Genomic DNA, 16,447 nt, shown 5'->3' on the forward strand with positions numbered 1-16,447 from the left:
TAGACTAATAACCTGTTGTCTATCCCAACAAAAAACGCAGACCTAGGTCTGCGTTTTTTTATGTCCGATTAACGAGCTAACTTACTCTTTAATTCGGTGGTTGATTGACTGTAAATGCTCTCGAGATGTTTCGCGAGCTTTGGTTGAATCACCAATCATAATGGCTTCATAAATCAACCTATGTTCATTAAAACAGGTGCCACCTTCTTCAGATGAATAAGCAATAAAGTGCTCAAACATGGTGGTGAGAATATTGCCAAAAGGCAGGTAAAAGTCATTACCCGTAGAGAAGAAAATAATCCGATGGAATTGAATATCAATGTCAATCCATGCTTCGATGTCTAACTCAGGCGCTGAATTCAACTCGCTCATTTTCTGAAACACTGAAGACAACTCTTTACGCTGCTCGACAGTGGCATTTTGCGCCGCTAATGCACAAGCTTCTGGTTCAATTGCACGGCGAAAGCCTAAAAATTGGTTACAGAAGTCATTAATGTCAGTCAGCCCTTCCATCCACTCAATTAATTGTGGATCTAAAAAGTTCCAATTAATCTTCTCAACCACTCGTGTACCGATTTTGGGACGTGACTGTAGCAAGCCTTTTGAAGTCAGTAATTTCACTGCTTCTCTTAACGCTGTTCGACTAATACCAAATTGTTCGCACAATACCATTTCACTTGGAATGATACTGCCTTGAGCAAGTTCACCTGAAAGGATCGCACGAGCGATTTCGCGGGCAACGTGTAAATGTAAACTACGTTTAGCCCCTGAAATTGAATTGAAGCTATTCGCCATTTGCTTATACAACGCTGTTATTGGGATAATTGCGCCAATATAACATGATAAATATGAGACGAGAATGCTTGAAAACTGTACTTTAACACTGATTTTCAACAAGTTTCATGTTGCCTGCCTTTGATAAATCATACAAATAAAATCAAGTTCATTCGGTCTTCAAACCCATATGACAATTTAACATGTGAAAAACAATCTATAGAAAAGACAAAATATTTATCTTTTTTATAACTATCATATCGTTACTGAGTTTACTCGATTGTACATATTTTGACTCTTACCATGGCAAACTAAGTAAACTTGTTTGAACTGAATAACTTAGAGCTTATTCAGTCTTTAGAAGTACTTACTCTGAATATTTGTACGACAATATAAAGCCAAAACTATCCAACTTAGTCAGCTTTAAACAAGCTAAAGATAATAAATAAAAATTAATCTTTTATTCATATATGTGAGTCTAAACAGCTTTTAACACCCATTGGTAACATAAACAGGTTTTATAAAAACACGGTATATTGTAGTATAATACAACAGGAAATGGTGAGTGTAAGGAGTCTCAGAATGAGTGAAACGCTTACCTTTATTTGCTTACATGATAAGCAAATAATCTGCGATTCCGACTGTAAACACTCATTCAATTGTAAAGGTATATACATGATTTGATGCTGATCAAGTTCTGCGAATACCCCGTTCCATAACAGCCTTTTTAGCCATGAGCCAACAGGCAAATGTCGCTGATACGTAATACCATTTTATAACTATCTATGATGAGCATTAAACCCACTGCACTACAACTCATGTGGCTTAGAAGTGTTCTGATCTCATCGATATTTTGAGCCAATTTTCATTTTAAAAAGGATCGCAAGATCATGTTCATACAAGTAGAAGATTCAAGCAGACGAGTCCATGTGCAAGTTGCTAGACAAATTGCGCGTAAAATTTTGTCAGGCGAGATTGAGCCTTTGCAGAGACTTCCTTGTGAAATGGATTTATGTGAAATGTTCGGCGTTAGCCGCACAGCATTACGTGAATCAACTAAATTGCTATCGGCCAAAGGCTTGATTGAGTCACGTCCTAAAGTGGGTACGACGGTAAGGGCGCGCGCAAATTGGCATTTTCTTGACCCACAGTTATTAGACTGGATTCAAGGGCTTGAAAATACTGAAGTGTTCTTAAGTAAGTTTTTAGGATTACGTAAAGCCATTGAGCCCGAAGCCTGTGCACTGGCAGCCAGCTACGCCACAATTGAACAACGTAAGCAGATGTCGGTATTAATGCAAAATATGATTAAAGCTGCTGAAGAGTTTGATTATGAGCAATGGACCATTAACGATCACTTGTTCCACCAAACGATCTACTTATCGACAGATAATCAGTTTTATATTCCTTTCGGCAATATATTAACCACCATCTTTAAGTTGTTTATCGATCACTCAGCTGAAGGTGGCCGCTTTTGTATTAACGAACACAAAGGCATTTATGACTCGATTATGTCTGGTGATGCCGACCAAGCACGCAGCTATTGTCAGGAATTATTACGCGATGACAATCAAAGGTTCTCTGAGGTCCCTACTGCTTAATATTTACTAAGGCTTCTGCTTAAAAAATGAGGTTGCTATCAGTTAACTGCAAACTGAAGTACCAAGTACAGAAGCCCTAGTTCAAGGAAGAATGAATGACAAACTCGATAATAATGAAAGGTGAACATGCAGTTCATTAATCGCTATATTCATAACCAATATGTTCGCAATAACATTGCCTTAGCTTGGCCTTTAGCATTAAACGCCCTGTTGATGCAGTCAATGCTGATGATAGACACCCTATTAGTATCACCACTGGGTGAAATCCCGTTGGCAGCAATGGGAATAGCCACCACCATTGTGGCGTTTATCATGGGCATTCAAATGGCATTGGCCAATGGATCGCAACTGGTTATGAGCCGTGCAGTAGGTTCTAAAAACGCCCTTGCACTGACTAAATCATGCTGGTCTGGCATGAGTATCAATTTCTCTGTCGCATTAGTCTTTTGGTCTGTACTTCTGTTATTTGAAGAATCTATAGTCGCGCTAATTACCCAAGATGTCGCCTTACAGGCTGAAGTACTGCGCTACTTAAGTGTTGCCAAGTATGTGGTGCTCTTTAACGCTGTAACCCAAGTTTGTATTGCCCTCTTTAATAGCTTGGGCAAAACAAAAATCGCGTTTAAAGGCTATTTGATTGAGCTCCCTATTAATGCAGTTTTGTCATACGCTTTCATATACGGCACAGCATTCACCCCAGAGCTTGGCGTTGTCGGCGCTGCTGTGGGTAGTTTAGTGGCTATTTTCGTGCGCTTTATTTACCTCGCTCTGTGCGTTTCCACGTTAGATAATATCTCGTTAAAGCTTGCATTGAATATTCATGAAGCACTGATCAATGCGCGCAAACATTTTATGGAAATTTTTCCTGTTGCAGCCAATGTCACCATGCTGTCTATTGGTGTCAGTGTTTATCAGTTACTTTACTCGCAGCTATCAATTAACGCTTACGTAGCCATCACCTTAGTCTTGCCTTGGATGCGAGCAGGTGGGCAATTTATTACAGCCTGGGCCCACTCTTCTGCTATTTCAATCAGCCAAGCCATTGGTTCAAAGAAGCTGCATGATTTAGAAGATAATGTGAATATCAGCATTAATCTTGCTGTAGCAATTTCACTGATGACCATGGGCTTTTTCTTCATTTTAAGTTTTTGGATTGCCGATATATACCCTGATATGGCAGACGAAACCTATCAGGCGTTAGCCATTATTGCGCCAATTTATATTATTTTGCCTCTGGTTCGCGGATACAACACAGTACACGGGCATGTGCTCAGAGCAATGGGGCATACTACTGCGGTATTTAAGATTAACTTTACGGGTCAGTGGCTCATATCAATCCCTTTATGCGCCCTGCTTATCTTGTACTTTGATGCATCAATATTTTGGGCATTTGCAATTCAACCTTTTGAAGAAATCATTAAAGCGTTTCCATTTCGATTTTTAGCCAGAAAAGCGGTCAAAGAGTTTAGTCATCACGATGCTGAAAAGCTCAGTTATTAATCTGAATTCTAGGTTTAAGCTTACCTCTGTACGGGACAAACAGATAAAACAAAAGGGCTAACTTCTCAGTTAGCCCCTTTTTGCAGTATAAGTATTACTCGTAATCAGCTGCGTATGTTTCTTCATACGTGTGCGAGTATAATTCGAATAAGTTTCCAAATGGGTCTTCTAGATAAACCATTTGTGCAGTGTTGTTATCACTTTCTGGATGGTAACGCATGATGTCCATACGGACTTTACCGCCAAGCGCTTGAGTGCGTTTGATAACACCGTGAAAATCATCAGTTTGCAAACAAAAATGGAAAATACCAATGCGTGAGAAGTCTACTTCGTGACGCTCTTGACGCTCTTTCATTTCAAAAAGCTCAAAACCAATGCCATCTGATGTAAGTAAGTGAGCAATGTTAAAACCTTTAAAGCCTTCACCAAATACCGCGATACACATTCTACCGATAGCCGTTTCACGTTCTTCTTTCACTTTAGTGTTGCCCATGACAACCTTCATATCTAAAGCTTTAGTGTAAAACTCAACCGCTTGGTCCATGTCACCGACCATAATACCGACGTGATTCATTTTCATAACTTACCTCAAATTCTATTAGTGAAACCATGTTCTGTTCGATGAGGTAATATTAAGCTCAACCATTAATAAATAAAAATTATTAGATTTTATTAAAATGATTATTTTTATTTATCAAACTTTCATTTATCACAAGTTACATTTATCACATAGTTTATGGTTCAGTCTTACTAGAGTTATTCATTGCATCGCTTTAACTCAGCACCCTAATGATGATCTTAGATACCCTGAAATACGCCCAATAAAAATGGGAAGCAACTGCTTCCCATTTATGATTAAGATAAACTTGCTTAAATAAACTGTTTTTTAAGCTGTTACTTAAGCTGCTTTAAAGCTATCAAATAATAGCCGTTTACGCTGGCTCTACATCTGTAGGCTCGACTTGAGCAAATGCCCCAGTCCAAGTGTAGTAGTGAGAATCAAACTTCACGGTGCGGGTTTCAGCATGCTTGGCTTCTTCTTCGTTTGAAATTGCAAAGTAGTAGTCATTACCTTTAATCGTTTCAATACGAATGACGGTACCAATGTCGTCATGGCCCATCACGTTAACTGACTTTACTTCGCCACGCGCATTCAATGATGCTTCAGTTGACTCGTTAAAGTAACCGTGGGTTTCAAGTACCGAGGCAAACACATGGTTTTTGCCCGATTGACGCATAATTAACGCAGGCTCGCTACGCATATTAAAGTCAGGATCATTGGCACCTGTGCGCGCAAAAATCACTTCACTGTGCTCAACTGCGCTAGTAACTAAACTGTAGTAGCTGCTGTCATGTAACCAGGTCACTAATGCGCTTGCTTCAACTTTACCTGAACCGACATTCCACAAGTGCTCATAACCATTGTCTTTGCCTAATGGACGTAGTTTGCTTTCCACGTCGTAGTCAAAGTCAGTTCTAATGATTTGACCACTATAATGAACCGGCAAATCGTATTGGTGCTCAGCATCAGCTTCAATCAAGTAAACATCAATGACTAATGGTTTTTCAAACTCTTCGAGCTCAGCCAATATCACACTACGTTGCATGGTAATGCCGTCGTAATAATCGCTGATAACGCCACTCATGCCTTGCAATGCTGGGTTATCCGCAACAAAGAAGTGCTTTTGGCCAAACTTAGATTCAGCCGTGGCAGTATCAAAGTTGTTTTGGGTTTTCTGGTCAACTGTCACTGTGTTGTGCGCAACGGTCTGCTTACAATATGATTTGTTCTCTGGGATATAACGGCCGCCAAATTTTGGCTCAACGTTAACCCAACGGCCAAAGCCGTAGTCGTTTAACACTTCATGACCGCGATTAAATACACTTAAATGTAAACCGTCATAATGGCCATGATCCAGCGCCGAGTGATATTGATGATCACTGCCGTGCTGGCCAAACCAAATCAGTGCCATAGTGTCATCATCTTTCGCATCACGATGACGTAAAATACTCACGCCACCTTTTTCGCCTTCTGGGCCATCTGTAACGAATAAACTGCCCCAGTTAAACGGCTTGATATCGTCAGCGTTAGCCACTGCCGTAGACAAGGTTTGTCCTGAAGAGTGAACCCACACATCTTGCTGATGATTCGCCATACCGAGTAAGGTTTCAGTTTGCTCGTAACGATGGAAACATACAGATGTTGCCATGATCACGCCTTCATCGTTAATCGAAATCGTTTTCGATGAATCGTTTAATGCAGGTAAAGAACCGTCTGGGAATGCGGTTTTAAATACTGCATAAGACGTGGTTTTAATCACTGAGTCATTGAACTGGTAAATGCCAATATCAGGCTGACGACGTTCAATCGCTTCTGCAAACAAGTAAATTGGACGCAGTGAGAAACGGTGATAATAAGGCCCTTCCATGTAATAGCCATCAGGCGAGAACAATTGGTCTAATTGCGCTAAGAAACCACCGCTAACTTTATCAAGCTTTAAGCCATATAGTGCTTTATCCACTGATTCTTGGTCATTAATGGCATAACCACAAATACCTACAGCAGCCACAGCCCATAGGCCATGATTATGAACGATGTCGAAGTCATGAGCGTAAGTCACCACAAACATTTCGATCATTTGCTTCAAAAGATCATCTTCAATTAAGCGTTTTTGATCGTCAGTTAATGTGTGGTAAATACAGCTATACGCGCAAGATGCGTAAAGCATCCACATATTTTCGTTTAACGTCTGGTGGAACAGCTTACCCGGTGGGTTAGAGTCTTTACTGACGTTGCTTTCAAGTGTTGGGTACACGGTCGCGTATGCTGTGAGCATATCAACAATGTAATCACGGTATTTAGTGTCTTCAGTGATTAAGAACAAACGGCCAGCAAGATCCATATGGATATAGTTTTGCTTATGACGGTTATGCTCATAACCACCACCTTCACCATGGCCTGGCACTTCAATGCCCACTTCGGCCATATAGCTGCCTGTTTGTTTAATATCACGGCTCAATGCATTGCCAAGAAGCGTATCTTGACCCAGCTCTTTACGTAGCTCAATTGCTTCATCAAAGCTGATTAATAATGGTTGATAACTCATGTTACTTCTCCTGCACTGTCGCTTGGCTTGATACAGCGTAAAACCCTGTCCAAGTATAAGTTTGACCGTTGATATCTAGATGATGCTCAGTGGTTTTAGTCGCATCAGCTTGGTTGCTGATCATCACTGTAACGACACTGCTAGCGGTTTCAATCTCTACGACTGATCCCACTTCATTGTGGCCAACAACCTTAATATTTTTCACTTGGCCACGAGCACTAACTGATTGCTCAAACTCTTCGTTGAAATAACCGTGAGTTTCTAATACCGAAGCAAATAACGTGTTGCCACCTTTGCTGCGTAGCGTAAACGCTGGCTCGCTGCGTAAATTAAAGCTTGGGTCATTTGCCCCTGTGCGGGTAAAGATGACTTGATCATTGTCGTTAGAGCTTGTGCCTAACCAAGTGTAATAATTATGGTTTTGCAACCAGCTAACCAATGCAGTGTCATTTACTTTGCCATCTGCAACGTGCCATAAATGCTGGTAACCATCTTTATCACCAAGGGTGTCGAGTTCTTGATGAGTGGTGTATTCGAAGTTAGTACGGATAATCTGGCCATCATATTGATGTGAGTAATCATACTGATGCTCACCTTCACCCGTTAAGCGATAAAGATCTAATAAAAGCGGGGCTTCAAGTTCTTCAATGTTCAACATAAATACGCTGCGCTGCATGTCGAAACCATCGTAATGGTCATTGGCAAATGCGCTCATGCCTTTAATGTTGTCGCTGTCGATAGCGAAGAAGTGAGGGATACCATGAACCCCATCTGCGCGCTTAACGTCAAAGTAGTTTTGGCACGTTTCGTCAATCGTGACCAGGTTATGGGCAATCGTTTGGCGAGCATAAGATTTGTTTTCGTCTAAGTAACGGCCACCAAATTTAGGCTCAACGTTAACCCAGCGACCAAAACCGTATTCACGTAATACTTCTTGGCCACGGTTAAAGTAAGTAATACCTAAAGTATCGAAGTTGCCATGACCCATACCGTGTTGGCCGTAATTCATAACCAACTGGAATACATCTTGTTTTTTATCCTGCATACGGATAAAACCTTGTGCGCCACTTTGGCCTTCAGGGCCTTCGTTAAGCTCTACACTCGGCCAAAATGGCATGCCAATTTCACGTTCTTGGGTCGCTTGTTCAAATGCTTGCGATAATGCTAAGCCACATGGGTGCATCCACACAGCATCTTGAATTTTCGCCATGCCTAATAAGTTGTCATCAAGCCCGTAATGTTTGCTATAAACACTGACTGCCACTTGAACGCCCATATCGGTAATCCCCATGGTACGAGAAGCATCATTCAATGCTGGGAATTCACCATTAGGATAAGCCGTTGATAATAACGCCTGCACTGTGTTGCCAATCACGCCGTCTTTGTAGCTGTAAATATCCACTTCTGGCATATGACGATGTAATACTTCAGCAAACACACAAGTTGGGCGAATAGCGTAGCGATGGTAGTAAGGGCCTTCCATGTAGTAGCCCGATGGTGCAAACAATTGTGATATTTGCGCTAAGAATCCACCGGTGTCATCACGGTCTAAACCATATACAGCGTGCTCTAGGTATTCACGCTTACCAATGGCTAAGCCACATATCCCCACTGCGGCTACAGCCCATATGCCATGATTATGAATGCGGTCAAAATCATGGGCATATTTTACAGTGAACATATCTAGCATAGGTTCAAAAATGCGTTCTTTGATACGTTCTTGTTGAGCTTGTGTCATTTCAGAAACGACACAAGAATAAGCAATACTGGTGTAGAACAACCAGCAATGCTCGTTAAGAATTTGATGAAATAAACGACCTGTTGGATTGGTATTCTTTTGAACATGAAAATCAAAAGTAAGGTATTTATCTGCGTATTGCTCTAAAACTTCAATAACAAAATCAGCGTACTTTTGCTGTTTAGTGATCAAAAATAAACGACCGGCCAAATTCATGTAAGTGTAGTTCTGCTTATGACGGTTGTGCTCATAGCCACCTGCTTCACCATGCCCAGGAATATCTATAGGCAGTTGCATAAATGCATCGACGTCTTTCTGGTTAGCCGCGATGGTCTTTCCCATCAAGCTTGAACGACCTACTTCTTTACTTAACAGCGAAATCTCGGCTTCAGTAAGCAATATTGGTTGCGTTGCCATAGGTTTTGTCACCTTTTTACAGTCATGAAATTTAAGAGCTGCACATAAAGTAATACAATATGCGTCATAGATATATCTAATCCTATCAGAAAAATGAACTTGATCACATTCGCAATCAAATGGCCATATTCAAGCTATACAGCGTTTTACGGATAAATACCTTATAATTCGCCCAATAAAGAATAGTTGATTTAGCTCACACAAATAAAAACATATTGTATTACAAATCAAAAGTAAGCATTATGATAACTAAATATTGATGATTAGCAATATTTAAAACGCTTCGGAGAAACACAATGAATATATTTTTTAAAGCAGATGAGCATCCATGGGAAGAAGTCGGTGAAGGGATTAAGCGTAAAATTGTAGGCTTCACGGATGATTTAATGGTGGTTCACCTTTGCTTTGGAAAAGGTGCTATTGGTACCCCGCACACTCACGAAATTCATGATCAAATTGGTTATGTAGTGAAAGGTAGCTTTGAAGCTCAAATTAATGGTGAGAAAAAAATTCTTAATGCGGGTGATGCATTTATTGCGCGTAAACATTTTGAGCACGGCGTAGTAGCACTAGAAGAAGACAGTATTCTGGTCGATGTTTTCTCGCCTTCAAGAGAAGACTTCCTTAAGTAACTTAACCTCTAAATAGGCACTGGAATATGAAAAATCAAAAAATTGCGATTATTGGCGAATGCATGGTTGAGCTAAGGCCATCAGGCGAATTGCTGGCGCAAAACTTTGGTGGAGACACGTTAAATACCGCTTTGTATTTAGCGCGCCTTACCCAAGGTGCCAATTTAGCGACCCATTATGTTACTGCGTTAGGTCATGACCCTTTTAGTACTTCCATGAAAGACACTTGGCAGGCTGAAGGCATCAATACTGATTATGTATTGCATGTTGAAAACAAGCAGCCAGGTCTTTATTACATTGAAACTGATGATTGCGGCGAACGCTCTTTTTATTACTGGCGTAATGATGCCGCTGCGAAGTACTTATTTGAGCAAGCTGGCAGCAAAAAGCTGGCAGCGTCTTTGATCGATTTTGATTATCTGTATTTAAGTGGTATTTCACTGGCTATTTTAACCAGTGAAAGCCGTAAAACTTTATTCAGTGTGCTTGAGCAATTTAAAGAAGCAGGCGGCAAGGTTATTTTTGACAATAATTACCGTCCACAGCTTTGGCAAGATAAAGCTCAAGCTATAGCAAGTTACAAAACAATGTTGTCATTCACTGACATTGCTTGTTTAACCTTTGAAGATGAACAAGCTCTATATGGTGACACTGATGTTGAACAATGTATTGAGCGCACCTCAAACCTTGGTGTATCTGAAATCGTTGTCAAACTGGGCAGTGAGCCTTGCTTGGTGATCACCCCAGATTCAAGGATCAGTGTCGCGGCGACGTTTGTAGAAAACGTAGTTGATACTACTGCAGCTGGCGACTCTTTTAGCGCAGGATACCTTGCGAAAAGATTAACCGGTGGCACGACAGAACAAGCAGCCAAAGCAGGTCACTTACTTGCTGGCACTGTCATCCAACATGCAGGTGCGATTATACATCCAGATGCTATGCCTAGTTTGGGCTAAATTTGAGCCTGATTTAAGCCTATTAAATAATGAGTAAGAAGTGAGAAATACTGTGCCGACATTAAACGAACAACTATCACAATTAAAAGTTATCCCTGTTATCGCAATTGAAAATGCTGATGACGCTGTACCACTCGGAAAAGCGCTGGTCGAAAACGGCATGAACTGTGCCGAAGTGACTTACAGAACTGCTTGTGCATCACAAGCTATCCGTAATATGCGTGAAGCTTTTCCAGATATGTTGATTGGTGCTGGAACTATCTTAACCCCTGAGCAAGTTGATGATGCTATCGATTCAGGTGTGGACTTCATCGTTAGTCCTGGTTTTAATCCAAAAGTCGTGCAGTACTGCTTAGATAAAAACATTCCCATCATTCCTGGTGTAAATAGCCCAAGTTTGGTTGAACAAGCGATGGAAATGGGCCTTAAGACTGTTAAGTTCTTCCCAGCAGAACCATCTGGCGGGATCCCAATGCTTAAAGCATTAACGGCTGTTTACCCAGTGTCATTCATGCCTACTGGTGGCGTAAGTTTATCGAATGTCGATCAATATTTAGCGATTCCAGCGGTACTAGCTTGTGGTGGTACTTGGATGTTACCGCCGAAAATGATTGCTGCAGGTCAATGGGAAGAAATTGGTCGTTTAGTTAAAGAAGCAGTGGCTCACGTAGCCTAATATGAGTAAAAATTAACAATAAAAACAATGCTGTTCCCTCAGCGCTAGTCTGATTCATCAGCAGACAACTCAACACTGATTGTTCTATTTGCATGTTAGAACATCAGTGTTTTTTTATGCCTGTAAATTAGCTCACAAGTCAGTTGATACAAGTCAGTTGATACAAGTCAGTTGATACAAGTCAATTGGTGCTAATCGAATGTTCAAAAAAGCCATCGATGAAAACCGATGGCTTAATGATTTGTGAAGTGATGCCTTTATCATCAACTCACACTTACTACTTACTACTTGCTACTAGCTACTTACTACTTGCTATAAATGCTCCTCAGCAAATTCAGCCAAGCGTGAGCGCACCACGCCATTTAGGTAAATATTGGCACTACCATCAAAGTCTTTAAAGCGTTCCACAATGTAGGTTAGCCCTGAAGTCACCGCAGTCAAATAGGTTGAGTCAATTTGCGATAAATTACCACAGCACACCAACTTAGTGCCCTCGCCCATTCGGGTGATCATGGTTTTAATTTGTGATGCCGTCAGATTTTGACATTCATCTAAAATGACCACTGAGTCCTGAATCGAGCGGCCCCGCATAAAGTTAATCGACTTAAACTGCACGTTGGCCTTTTCCATAATGTAGTTCATGCTGCCAGTTGGGTTAACATCATTTTTGTGTAGTACTTCGAGGGTATCGGTAATCGCTGCCAGCCACGGCGCCATTTTCTCTTCTTCTGTGCCAGGTAAAAAACCAATAGACTCGGCAATTTCAGGCGTGTTACGAGTGACAATAACCTTCTCGTATTGTTTTTTCTCAACCACTAACTCAAGTGCTGCAGCCATGGCAATTAAGGTTTTACCGCAACCTGCGGGCCCTGTAAGAATAACTAAATCAATTTCAGGATCGAGTAAGGCATTAAGCGCCATACCTTGATAAATATTCTTTGGTTTAATCCCCCACGCCTGCAAATGCTCAAGTCGGTCACGACCATAATCAATAATATTAAGGTGGGTTTCGGTGCGACTTGCGACCTTGCCGCAAAATTCAGTGGCTTCATCAATTAAATATTGGTTTTTATAAAATGGCTCGTTACCCACTTCTGAAATATTCACTTGGTGAACAGTTTTTCCGGCGATGCGATCTGTAGAAACCTTGTCAACATTGCCCCAGAAATCATCTTCAAATTGATAAAACCCTTTGGCAAGAAAGCGAATGTCGTCAATTAATTGATCGGTTCGATAATCTTCAACCCTTTCAATGCCCGCACCCTTGGCTTTTAGGCGCATGTTGATGTCTTTGGTGACTAACACGACTTGACGGGGTGAGTGAGTTTTTTGCAGATGCAGAGCGGTATTAATGATGCGGTTATCGTTGTTATCACCGGGCAGATCGCCTGCTGTAAAATCGATTTGATGGTCTGGGAAAATGGATAAACTGCCTGAAACGTCTAAATGACCTTCGCGAGCTGGGAGTGATACACCGTTAAGGATTTGTTCTGGTGAGGTCTTTCCTCCGAGAATATCCTCTAATGCCCTAATGGCGACTCGCGCATCACGACTGATGTCGTGCTTTCTGTCCTTAATATTGTCTAACTCTTCTAACACTGTCATTGGGATGATTACATCATGTTCCTTAAACGAATATATCGCTAAAGGTTCATGCAGTAACACATTGGTATCCAGTACAAACAACTTTCTGTCGTTATGTTCCATGGCGCCTCCAGAGTGCTCAATGCAAAGGGGTAACTAAGGGATTAATCCAGTTTAAACTCCTGATATTAAAAATATAATAAACTTACAGCGATAGATAATCTCTATCAGTGCACAATTAAACTATGCCAGCAAATCTATTAACTCTCAATAGTTAATCGGATGTTTACTAGGTCAGTTTAGGGGAATAAAGATGTCATTTAGATGACAATAATGTGGCAAATTCAGACTTAGCTAAATAAAATTGTCGATCATGAATATTTAAATCGCTGCTAGAATTTAAATCTAGCAGCGTTTGTTATAACATACGCGCCCTTTGTTTTAATCAGCCCCGAATGAGAGTAAAAAATGCCGTTTGCTTTAGGTCAACGCTGGATTAGTGATACCGAGTCAGAACTTGGTTTAGGTACTGTTGTCGCCGTCGAAGGACGCATGGTCACTGTACTGTTTGCTGCCGCCGATGAAAACCGTCTGTTTTCACGCGATGAAGCCCCATTAACTCGTGTAATTTTTAATCCAGGTGACTCAATTGAAAGCCATGAAGGCTGGAAACTTACCGTCAATGAAGTCGAAGAAAAAGATGGTTTAGTGACCTACATCGGCATTCACAGTGAAACGAATGAAAGTGTTCGTTTACGTGAAACTCTGTTGAACCACAATATTCGTTTTAACAAACCTCAAGATCGTTTATTTGCAGGTCAAATTGACCGTTTAGAGCGTTTTGGTATTCGTTACCAAAGTCAGCTATTGCGGCATAAATTGGCTACCTCTGACTTACTTGGCCAGCAAGGTCCACGTGTAGGCTTAATTCCACACCAACAGTGGATTGCCCATGAAGTGGGTCGTCGTTATGCGCCGCGCGTATTACTGGCTGATGAAGTCGGTTTAGGTAAAACCATTGAAGCAGGTTTAATCATTCATCAACAGCTGCTCACTGGCCGTGCTGAACGTATCTTGGTTATCGTACCTGATACTTTACGTCATCAGTGGTTAGTCGAAATGCTGCGTCGCTTTAATTTGAAGTTCTCAATTTTCGACGAAGACCGTTGTGTAGAGGCTTATGCTGATAACGACAATCCATTTTATACTGAACAATTAGTCATTTGTTCGCTTGAGCTGTTGCGTAAAAAACGCCGCTTAGAACAAGCTATTGATGCTGATTGGGATTTAATGGTCGTTGATGAAGCGCATCACCTTGAGTGGAGCGAAACAGCGCCGAGCCGTGCATATCAAATTGTTGAAGCATTAAGTGAAGAAGTCCCAGGCGTGTTATTGCTTACCGCAACTCCTGATCAACTTGGTCATCAGAGCCATTTTGCGCGTCTACGTTTACTCGACCCTGATCGTTTCTACGATTATGAAGCCTTTCTTGAAGAAGAAAAAAGCTACCAAAGTGTGGCAGAAGCCGCCGAAGCTCTCACTGCCAACACCAAGCTTGCAGACAGCGCCATTAACAGCTTAACTGAGCTGCTGAGCGAAAAAGACATTATGCCTAGCATTAATGTTATTCAGGCTGAAGATGTGGCTGATGACGTTAAACAAGCTTCTCGTGATGAGTTATTGCAAGAGCTACTTGATCGCCATGGTACTGGCCGAATTCTTTATCGTAATAGCCGCGCATCAGTCAGTGGTTTCCCTAAACGATTCTTTAATCCACATCCGTTAGCCATGCCGCAAGAATATGTTACTGCTGAGCGTGTGAATGCGATGATGGGTTCTAAAAAATCACCGCAAGATCAAGCCAAGCAGTCCCTAAGCCCAGAAAAGCTTTACCAAGCTTTTGAAAGTGAAAGCGCCAGTTGGTGGAAATTTGATCCCCGCGTTGACTGGTTAATCGACTTTTTAAAAGAACACCGCAGTAAAAAAGTATTGATTATTGCTAGCCAAGCAGAAACCGCTTTAAGCCTTGAAGAAGCATTACGTACCCGCGAAGGTATTCAAGCAACGGTATTCCATGAAGGTATGTCGATCATCGAGCGCGATAAAGCTGGCGCCTACTTTGCTCAAGAAGAAGGCGGTGCGCAGGCCCTGATTTGTTCTGAAATTGGCTCAGAAGGACGTAACTTCCAGTTCGCAAGTCACCTTGTGTTGTTTGACTTGCCGCTAAACCCTGACTTACTTGAACAGCGTATTGGTCGATTAGATCGTATTGGTCAACAAAACGATATTCAAATTCACTTGCCGTACCTACAAGATACCGCGCAAGAGCGTTTAATGAATTGGTACCATCAAGGGCTTAACTCGTTCGAGTTAACCTGTCCTAGTGGCCACATTCTTTACTCTGAATTCGCTGACGAATTAACAGCGGTGCTGAACGATGCCGACCCAGAGTTAATGACCCAATTACTGAATCACACACAAACTCGTTACCAAGAGCTTAAGCAAGCGATGGAACAAGGCCGTGATAAGTTATTAGAAATTAACTCTCATGGTGGTGAGCAGTCGAAGAAACTCGTTGAACGTTTAGCAGAACGCGATTCTGATACTCATTTAATCGGCTCTGTGATCCGTTTATGGGACATTATCGGTGTCGATCAAGAAGATCGCGGCGAGAACTCTATCGTACTGCGCCCAAGTGAACACATGCTGTTCCCATCTTACCCAGGCTTACCTGAAGATGGTGTGTCTGTCACGTTTGACCGTGAAACTGCATTGTCTCGTGATGATATTGCGTTTATCTCGCAAGAGCATCCGCTAGTACAAACGGCATTAGATTTAATCACAGACTCTGAAACCGGTACCACCAGTGTGGCAGTGCTTAAAAACAAAGCCTTACCTGCTGGCACCTTGTTCTTAGAATTGATTTACATGGCTGATGTCAGTGCCCCTAAATCATCGCAGTTATACCGTTATATGCCGCCAACACCAATCCGCGTGTTGCTGGATAAAAATGGTCTTAACCTCTCTGATAAAGTGGATTATGCAAGCTTTGATAAGCAGCTTAGTGCGGTTAATCGTCATATTGCCAGTAAGCTTGTCAATGCATCTCAACCAATTTTGCATCCATTACTGGCCAAAGGTGAAGAGCAAGCTCAAGCGGCTTTAGCTGAATTAGTTGAACAAGCTCGTGACAAGATGACGCTGCAATTAAACGGTGAATTAACACGTTTAGAAGCACTTAAAGCGGTTAACCCTAACATTCGTGATTCTGAGTTAGACTATATCCGTAATCAAATGGCTGAGCTCAATAGCTACATTGATGACAGTCAATTCCAGCTAGATGCTATTAGAATGGTATTAGTTAGCCACGTATAATACACTGCTAACATAACGCTAAAAGCCCTGAACTTCTTATTAGTACGGGGCTTTTTTGTATATGCCTTTCAAAAAACTGTATAAGTA

Annotated in this window: 11 protein-coding genes; 6 read left to right on the plus strand and 5 right to left on the minus strand. The window is 41.5% G+C overall.

All coding sequences use genetic code 11. The features are described 5' to 3' along the window. Nucleotides 1–81 precede the first annotated feature (81 nt). The gene (locus tag L2737_RS15345) at nucleotides 82–897 is read right to left on the minus strand and encodes a FadR/GntR family transcriptional regulator (protein ID WP_229368476.1); all 816 of its coding nucleotides are present in this window, start codon (nucleotides 895–897) and stop codon (nucleotides 82–84) included. Nucleotides 898–1,664: 767 nt separating this feature from the next. On the opposite strand from L2737_RS15345, the gene L2737_RS15350 reads away from it, so the two are divergent. Further along, nucleotides 1,665–2,375: a FadR/GntR family transcriptional regulator gene (locus L2737_RS15350; RefSeq protein ID WP_102526620.1), complete on the plus strand. Its 711-nt coding sequence runs from the start codon at nucleotides 1,665–1,667 to the stop codon at nucleotides 2,373–2,375. 126 nt (nucleotides 2,376–2,501) lie between these two features. Continuing rightward, the gene (locus L2737_RS15355; protein WP_248956284.1) at nucleotides 2,502–3,875 is read left to right on the plus strand and encodes an MATE family efflux transporter; all 1,374 of its coding nucleotides are present in this window, start codon (nucleotides 2,502–2,504) and stop codon (nucleotides 3,873–3,875) included. A gap of 94 nt (nucleotides 3,876–3,969) precedes the next feature. Here the strand turns inward: L2737_RS15355 and L2737_RS15360 are convergent, their stop codons facing one another. The 3 genes from L2737_RS15360 to L2737_RS15370 form a co-directional block, all read right to left on the minus strand. Then, entirely contained in the window at nucleotides 3,970–4,455 is a 486-nt protein-coding gene (locus tag L2737_RS15360) for a VOC family protein (protein WP_248956285.1), read from the minus strand. A 352-nt stretch (nucleotides 4,456–4,807) separates the two neighbouring features. Then, nucleotides 4,808–6,982, minus strand: coding sequence for a heparinase II/III domain-containing protein (locus L2737_RS15365; RefSeq protein ID WP_248956286.1), 2,175 nt, complete (start codon nucleotides 6,980–6,982; stop codon nucleotides 4,808–4,810). A 1-nt stretch (nucleotide 6,983) separates the two neighbouring features. Further along, the gene (locus L2737_RS15370; RefSeq protein ID WP_248956287.1) at nucleotides 6,984–9,137 is read right to left on the minus strand and encodes a heparinase II/III domain-containing protein; all 2,154 of its coding nucleotides are present in this window, start codon (nucleotides 9,135–9,137) and stop codon (nucleotides 6,984–6,986) included. Between the two features lie 296 nt (nucleotides 9,138–9,433). Between L2737_RS15370 and L2737_RS15375 the strand changes: the two genes are divergently transcribed. The 3 genes from L2737_RS15375 to L2737_RS15385 are packed head-to-tail and all read left to right on the plus strand — an operon-like array spanning nucleotide 9,434 to nucleotide 11,401. Beyond that, entirely contained in the window at nucleotides 9,434–9,769 is a 336-nt protein-coding gene (locus L2737_RS15375; RefSeq protein ID WP_102526625.1) for a cupin domain-containing protein, read from the plus strand. Nucleotides 9,770–9,795: 26 nt separating this feature from the next. Then, nucleotides 9,796–10,725 (plus strand): 2-dehydro-3-deoxygluconokinase, encoded by a 930-nt coding sequence (gene kdgK, locus L2737_RS15380; protein WP_102526626.1) that lies wholly within the window; start codon nucleotides 9,796–9,798, stop codon nucleotides 10,723–10,725. A gap of 40 nt (nucleotides 10,726–10,765) precedes the next feature. Further along, entirely contained in the window at nucleotides 10,766–11,401 is a 636-nt protein-coding gene (locus L2737_RS15385; RefSeq protein WP_229368469.1) for a bifunctional 4-hydroxy-2-oxoglutarate aldolase/2-dehydro-3-deoxy-phosphogluconate aldolase, read from the plus strand. Between the two features lie 312 nt (nucleotides 11,402–11,713). On the opposite strand, the gene L2737_RS15390 is transcribed toward L2737_RS15385, so the two are convergent. Further along, a complete protein-coding gene (locus tag L2737_RS15390; protein WP_248956288.1) occupies nucleotides 11,714–13,108 on the minus strand; it encodes a PhoH family protein in 1,395 nt (464 codons plus the stop codon). 345 nt (nucleotides 13,109–13,453) lie between these two features. Here L2737_RS15390 and rapA point away from each other — a divergent pair, with 345 nt between their 5' ends. Then, nucleotides 13,454–16,360, plus strand: a complete 2,907-nt coding sequence (gene rapA, locus L2737_RS15395; protein WP_248956289.1) for an RNA polymerase-associated protein RapA — start codon at nucleotides 13,454–13,456, stop codon at nucleotides 16,358–16,360. The last annotated feature ends 87 nt before the right edge of the window (nucleotides 16,361–16,447 follow it).

Source organism: Shewanella electrodiphila (genome assembly GCF_023283985.1).
Lineage (GTDB): Bacteria > Pseudomonadota > Gammaproteobacteria > Enterobacterales > Shewanellaceae > Shewanella > Shewanella electrodiphila.

Bases quoted from the DNA above. Each gene is read 5' to 3' on its own strand.
- L2737_RS15355 (WP_248956284.1), top strand. From the start codon at position 2,502: ATGCAGTTCATTAATCGCTATATTCATAACCAATATGTTCGCAATAAC.
- rapA (WP_248956289.1), top strand. From the start codon at position 13,454: ATGCCGTTTGCTTTAGGTCAACGCTGGATTAGTGATACCGAGTCAGAA.
- L2737_RS15365 (WP_248956286.1), bottom strand. From the start codon at position 6,982: ATGAGTTATCAACCATTATTAATCAGCTTTGATGAAGCAATTGAGCTA.
- L2737_RS15370 (WP_248956287.1), bottom strand. From the start codon at position 9,137: ATGGCAACGCAACCAATATTGCTTACTGAAGCCGAGATTTCGCTGTTA.
- L2737_RS15390 (WP_248956288.1), bottom strand. From the start codon at position 13,108: ATGGAACATAACGACAGAAAGTTGTTTGTACTGGATACCAATGTGTTA.
- L2737_RS15350 (WP_102526620.1), top strand. From the start codon at position 1,665: ATGTTCATACAAGTAGAAGATTCAAGCAGACGAGTCCATGTGCAAGTT.
- kdgK (WP_102526626.1), top strand. From the start codon at position 9,796: ATGAAAAATCAAAAAATTGCGATTATTGGCGAATGCATGGTTGAGCTA.
- L2737_RS15360 (WP_248956285.1), bottom strand. From the start codon at position 4,455: ATGAAAATGAATCACGTCGGTATTATGGTCGGTGACATGGACCAAGCG.
- L2737_RS15375 (WP_102526625.1), top strand. From the start codon at position 9,434: ATGAATATATTTTTTAAAGCAGATGAGCATCCATGGGAAGAAGTCGGT.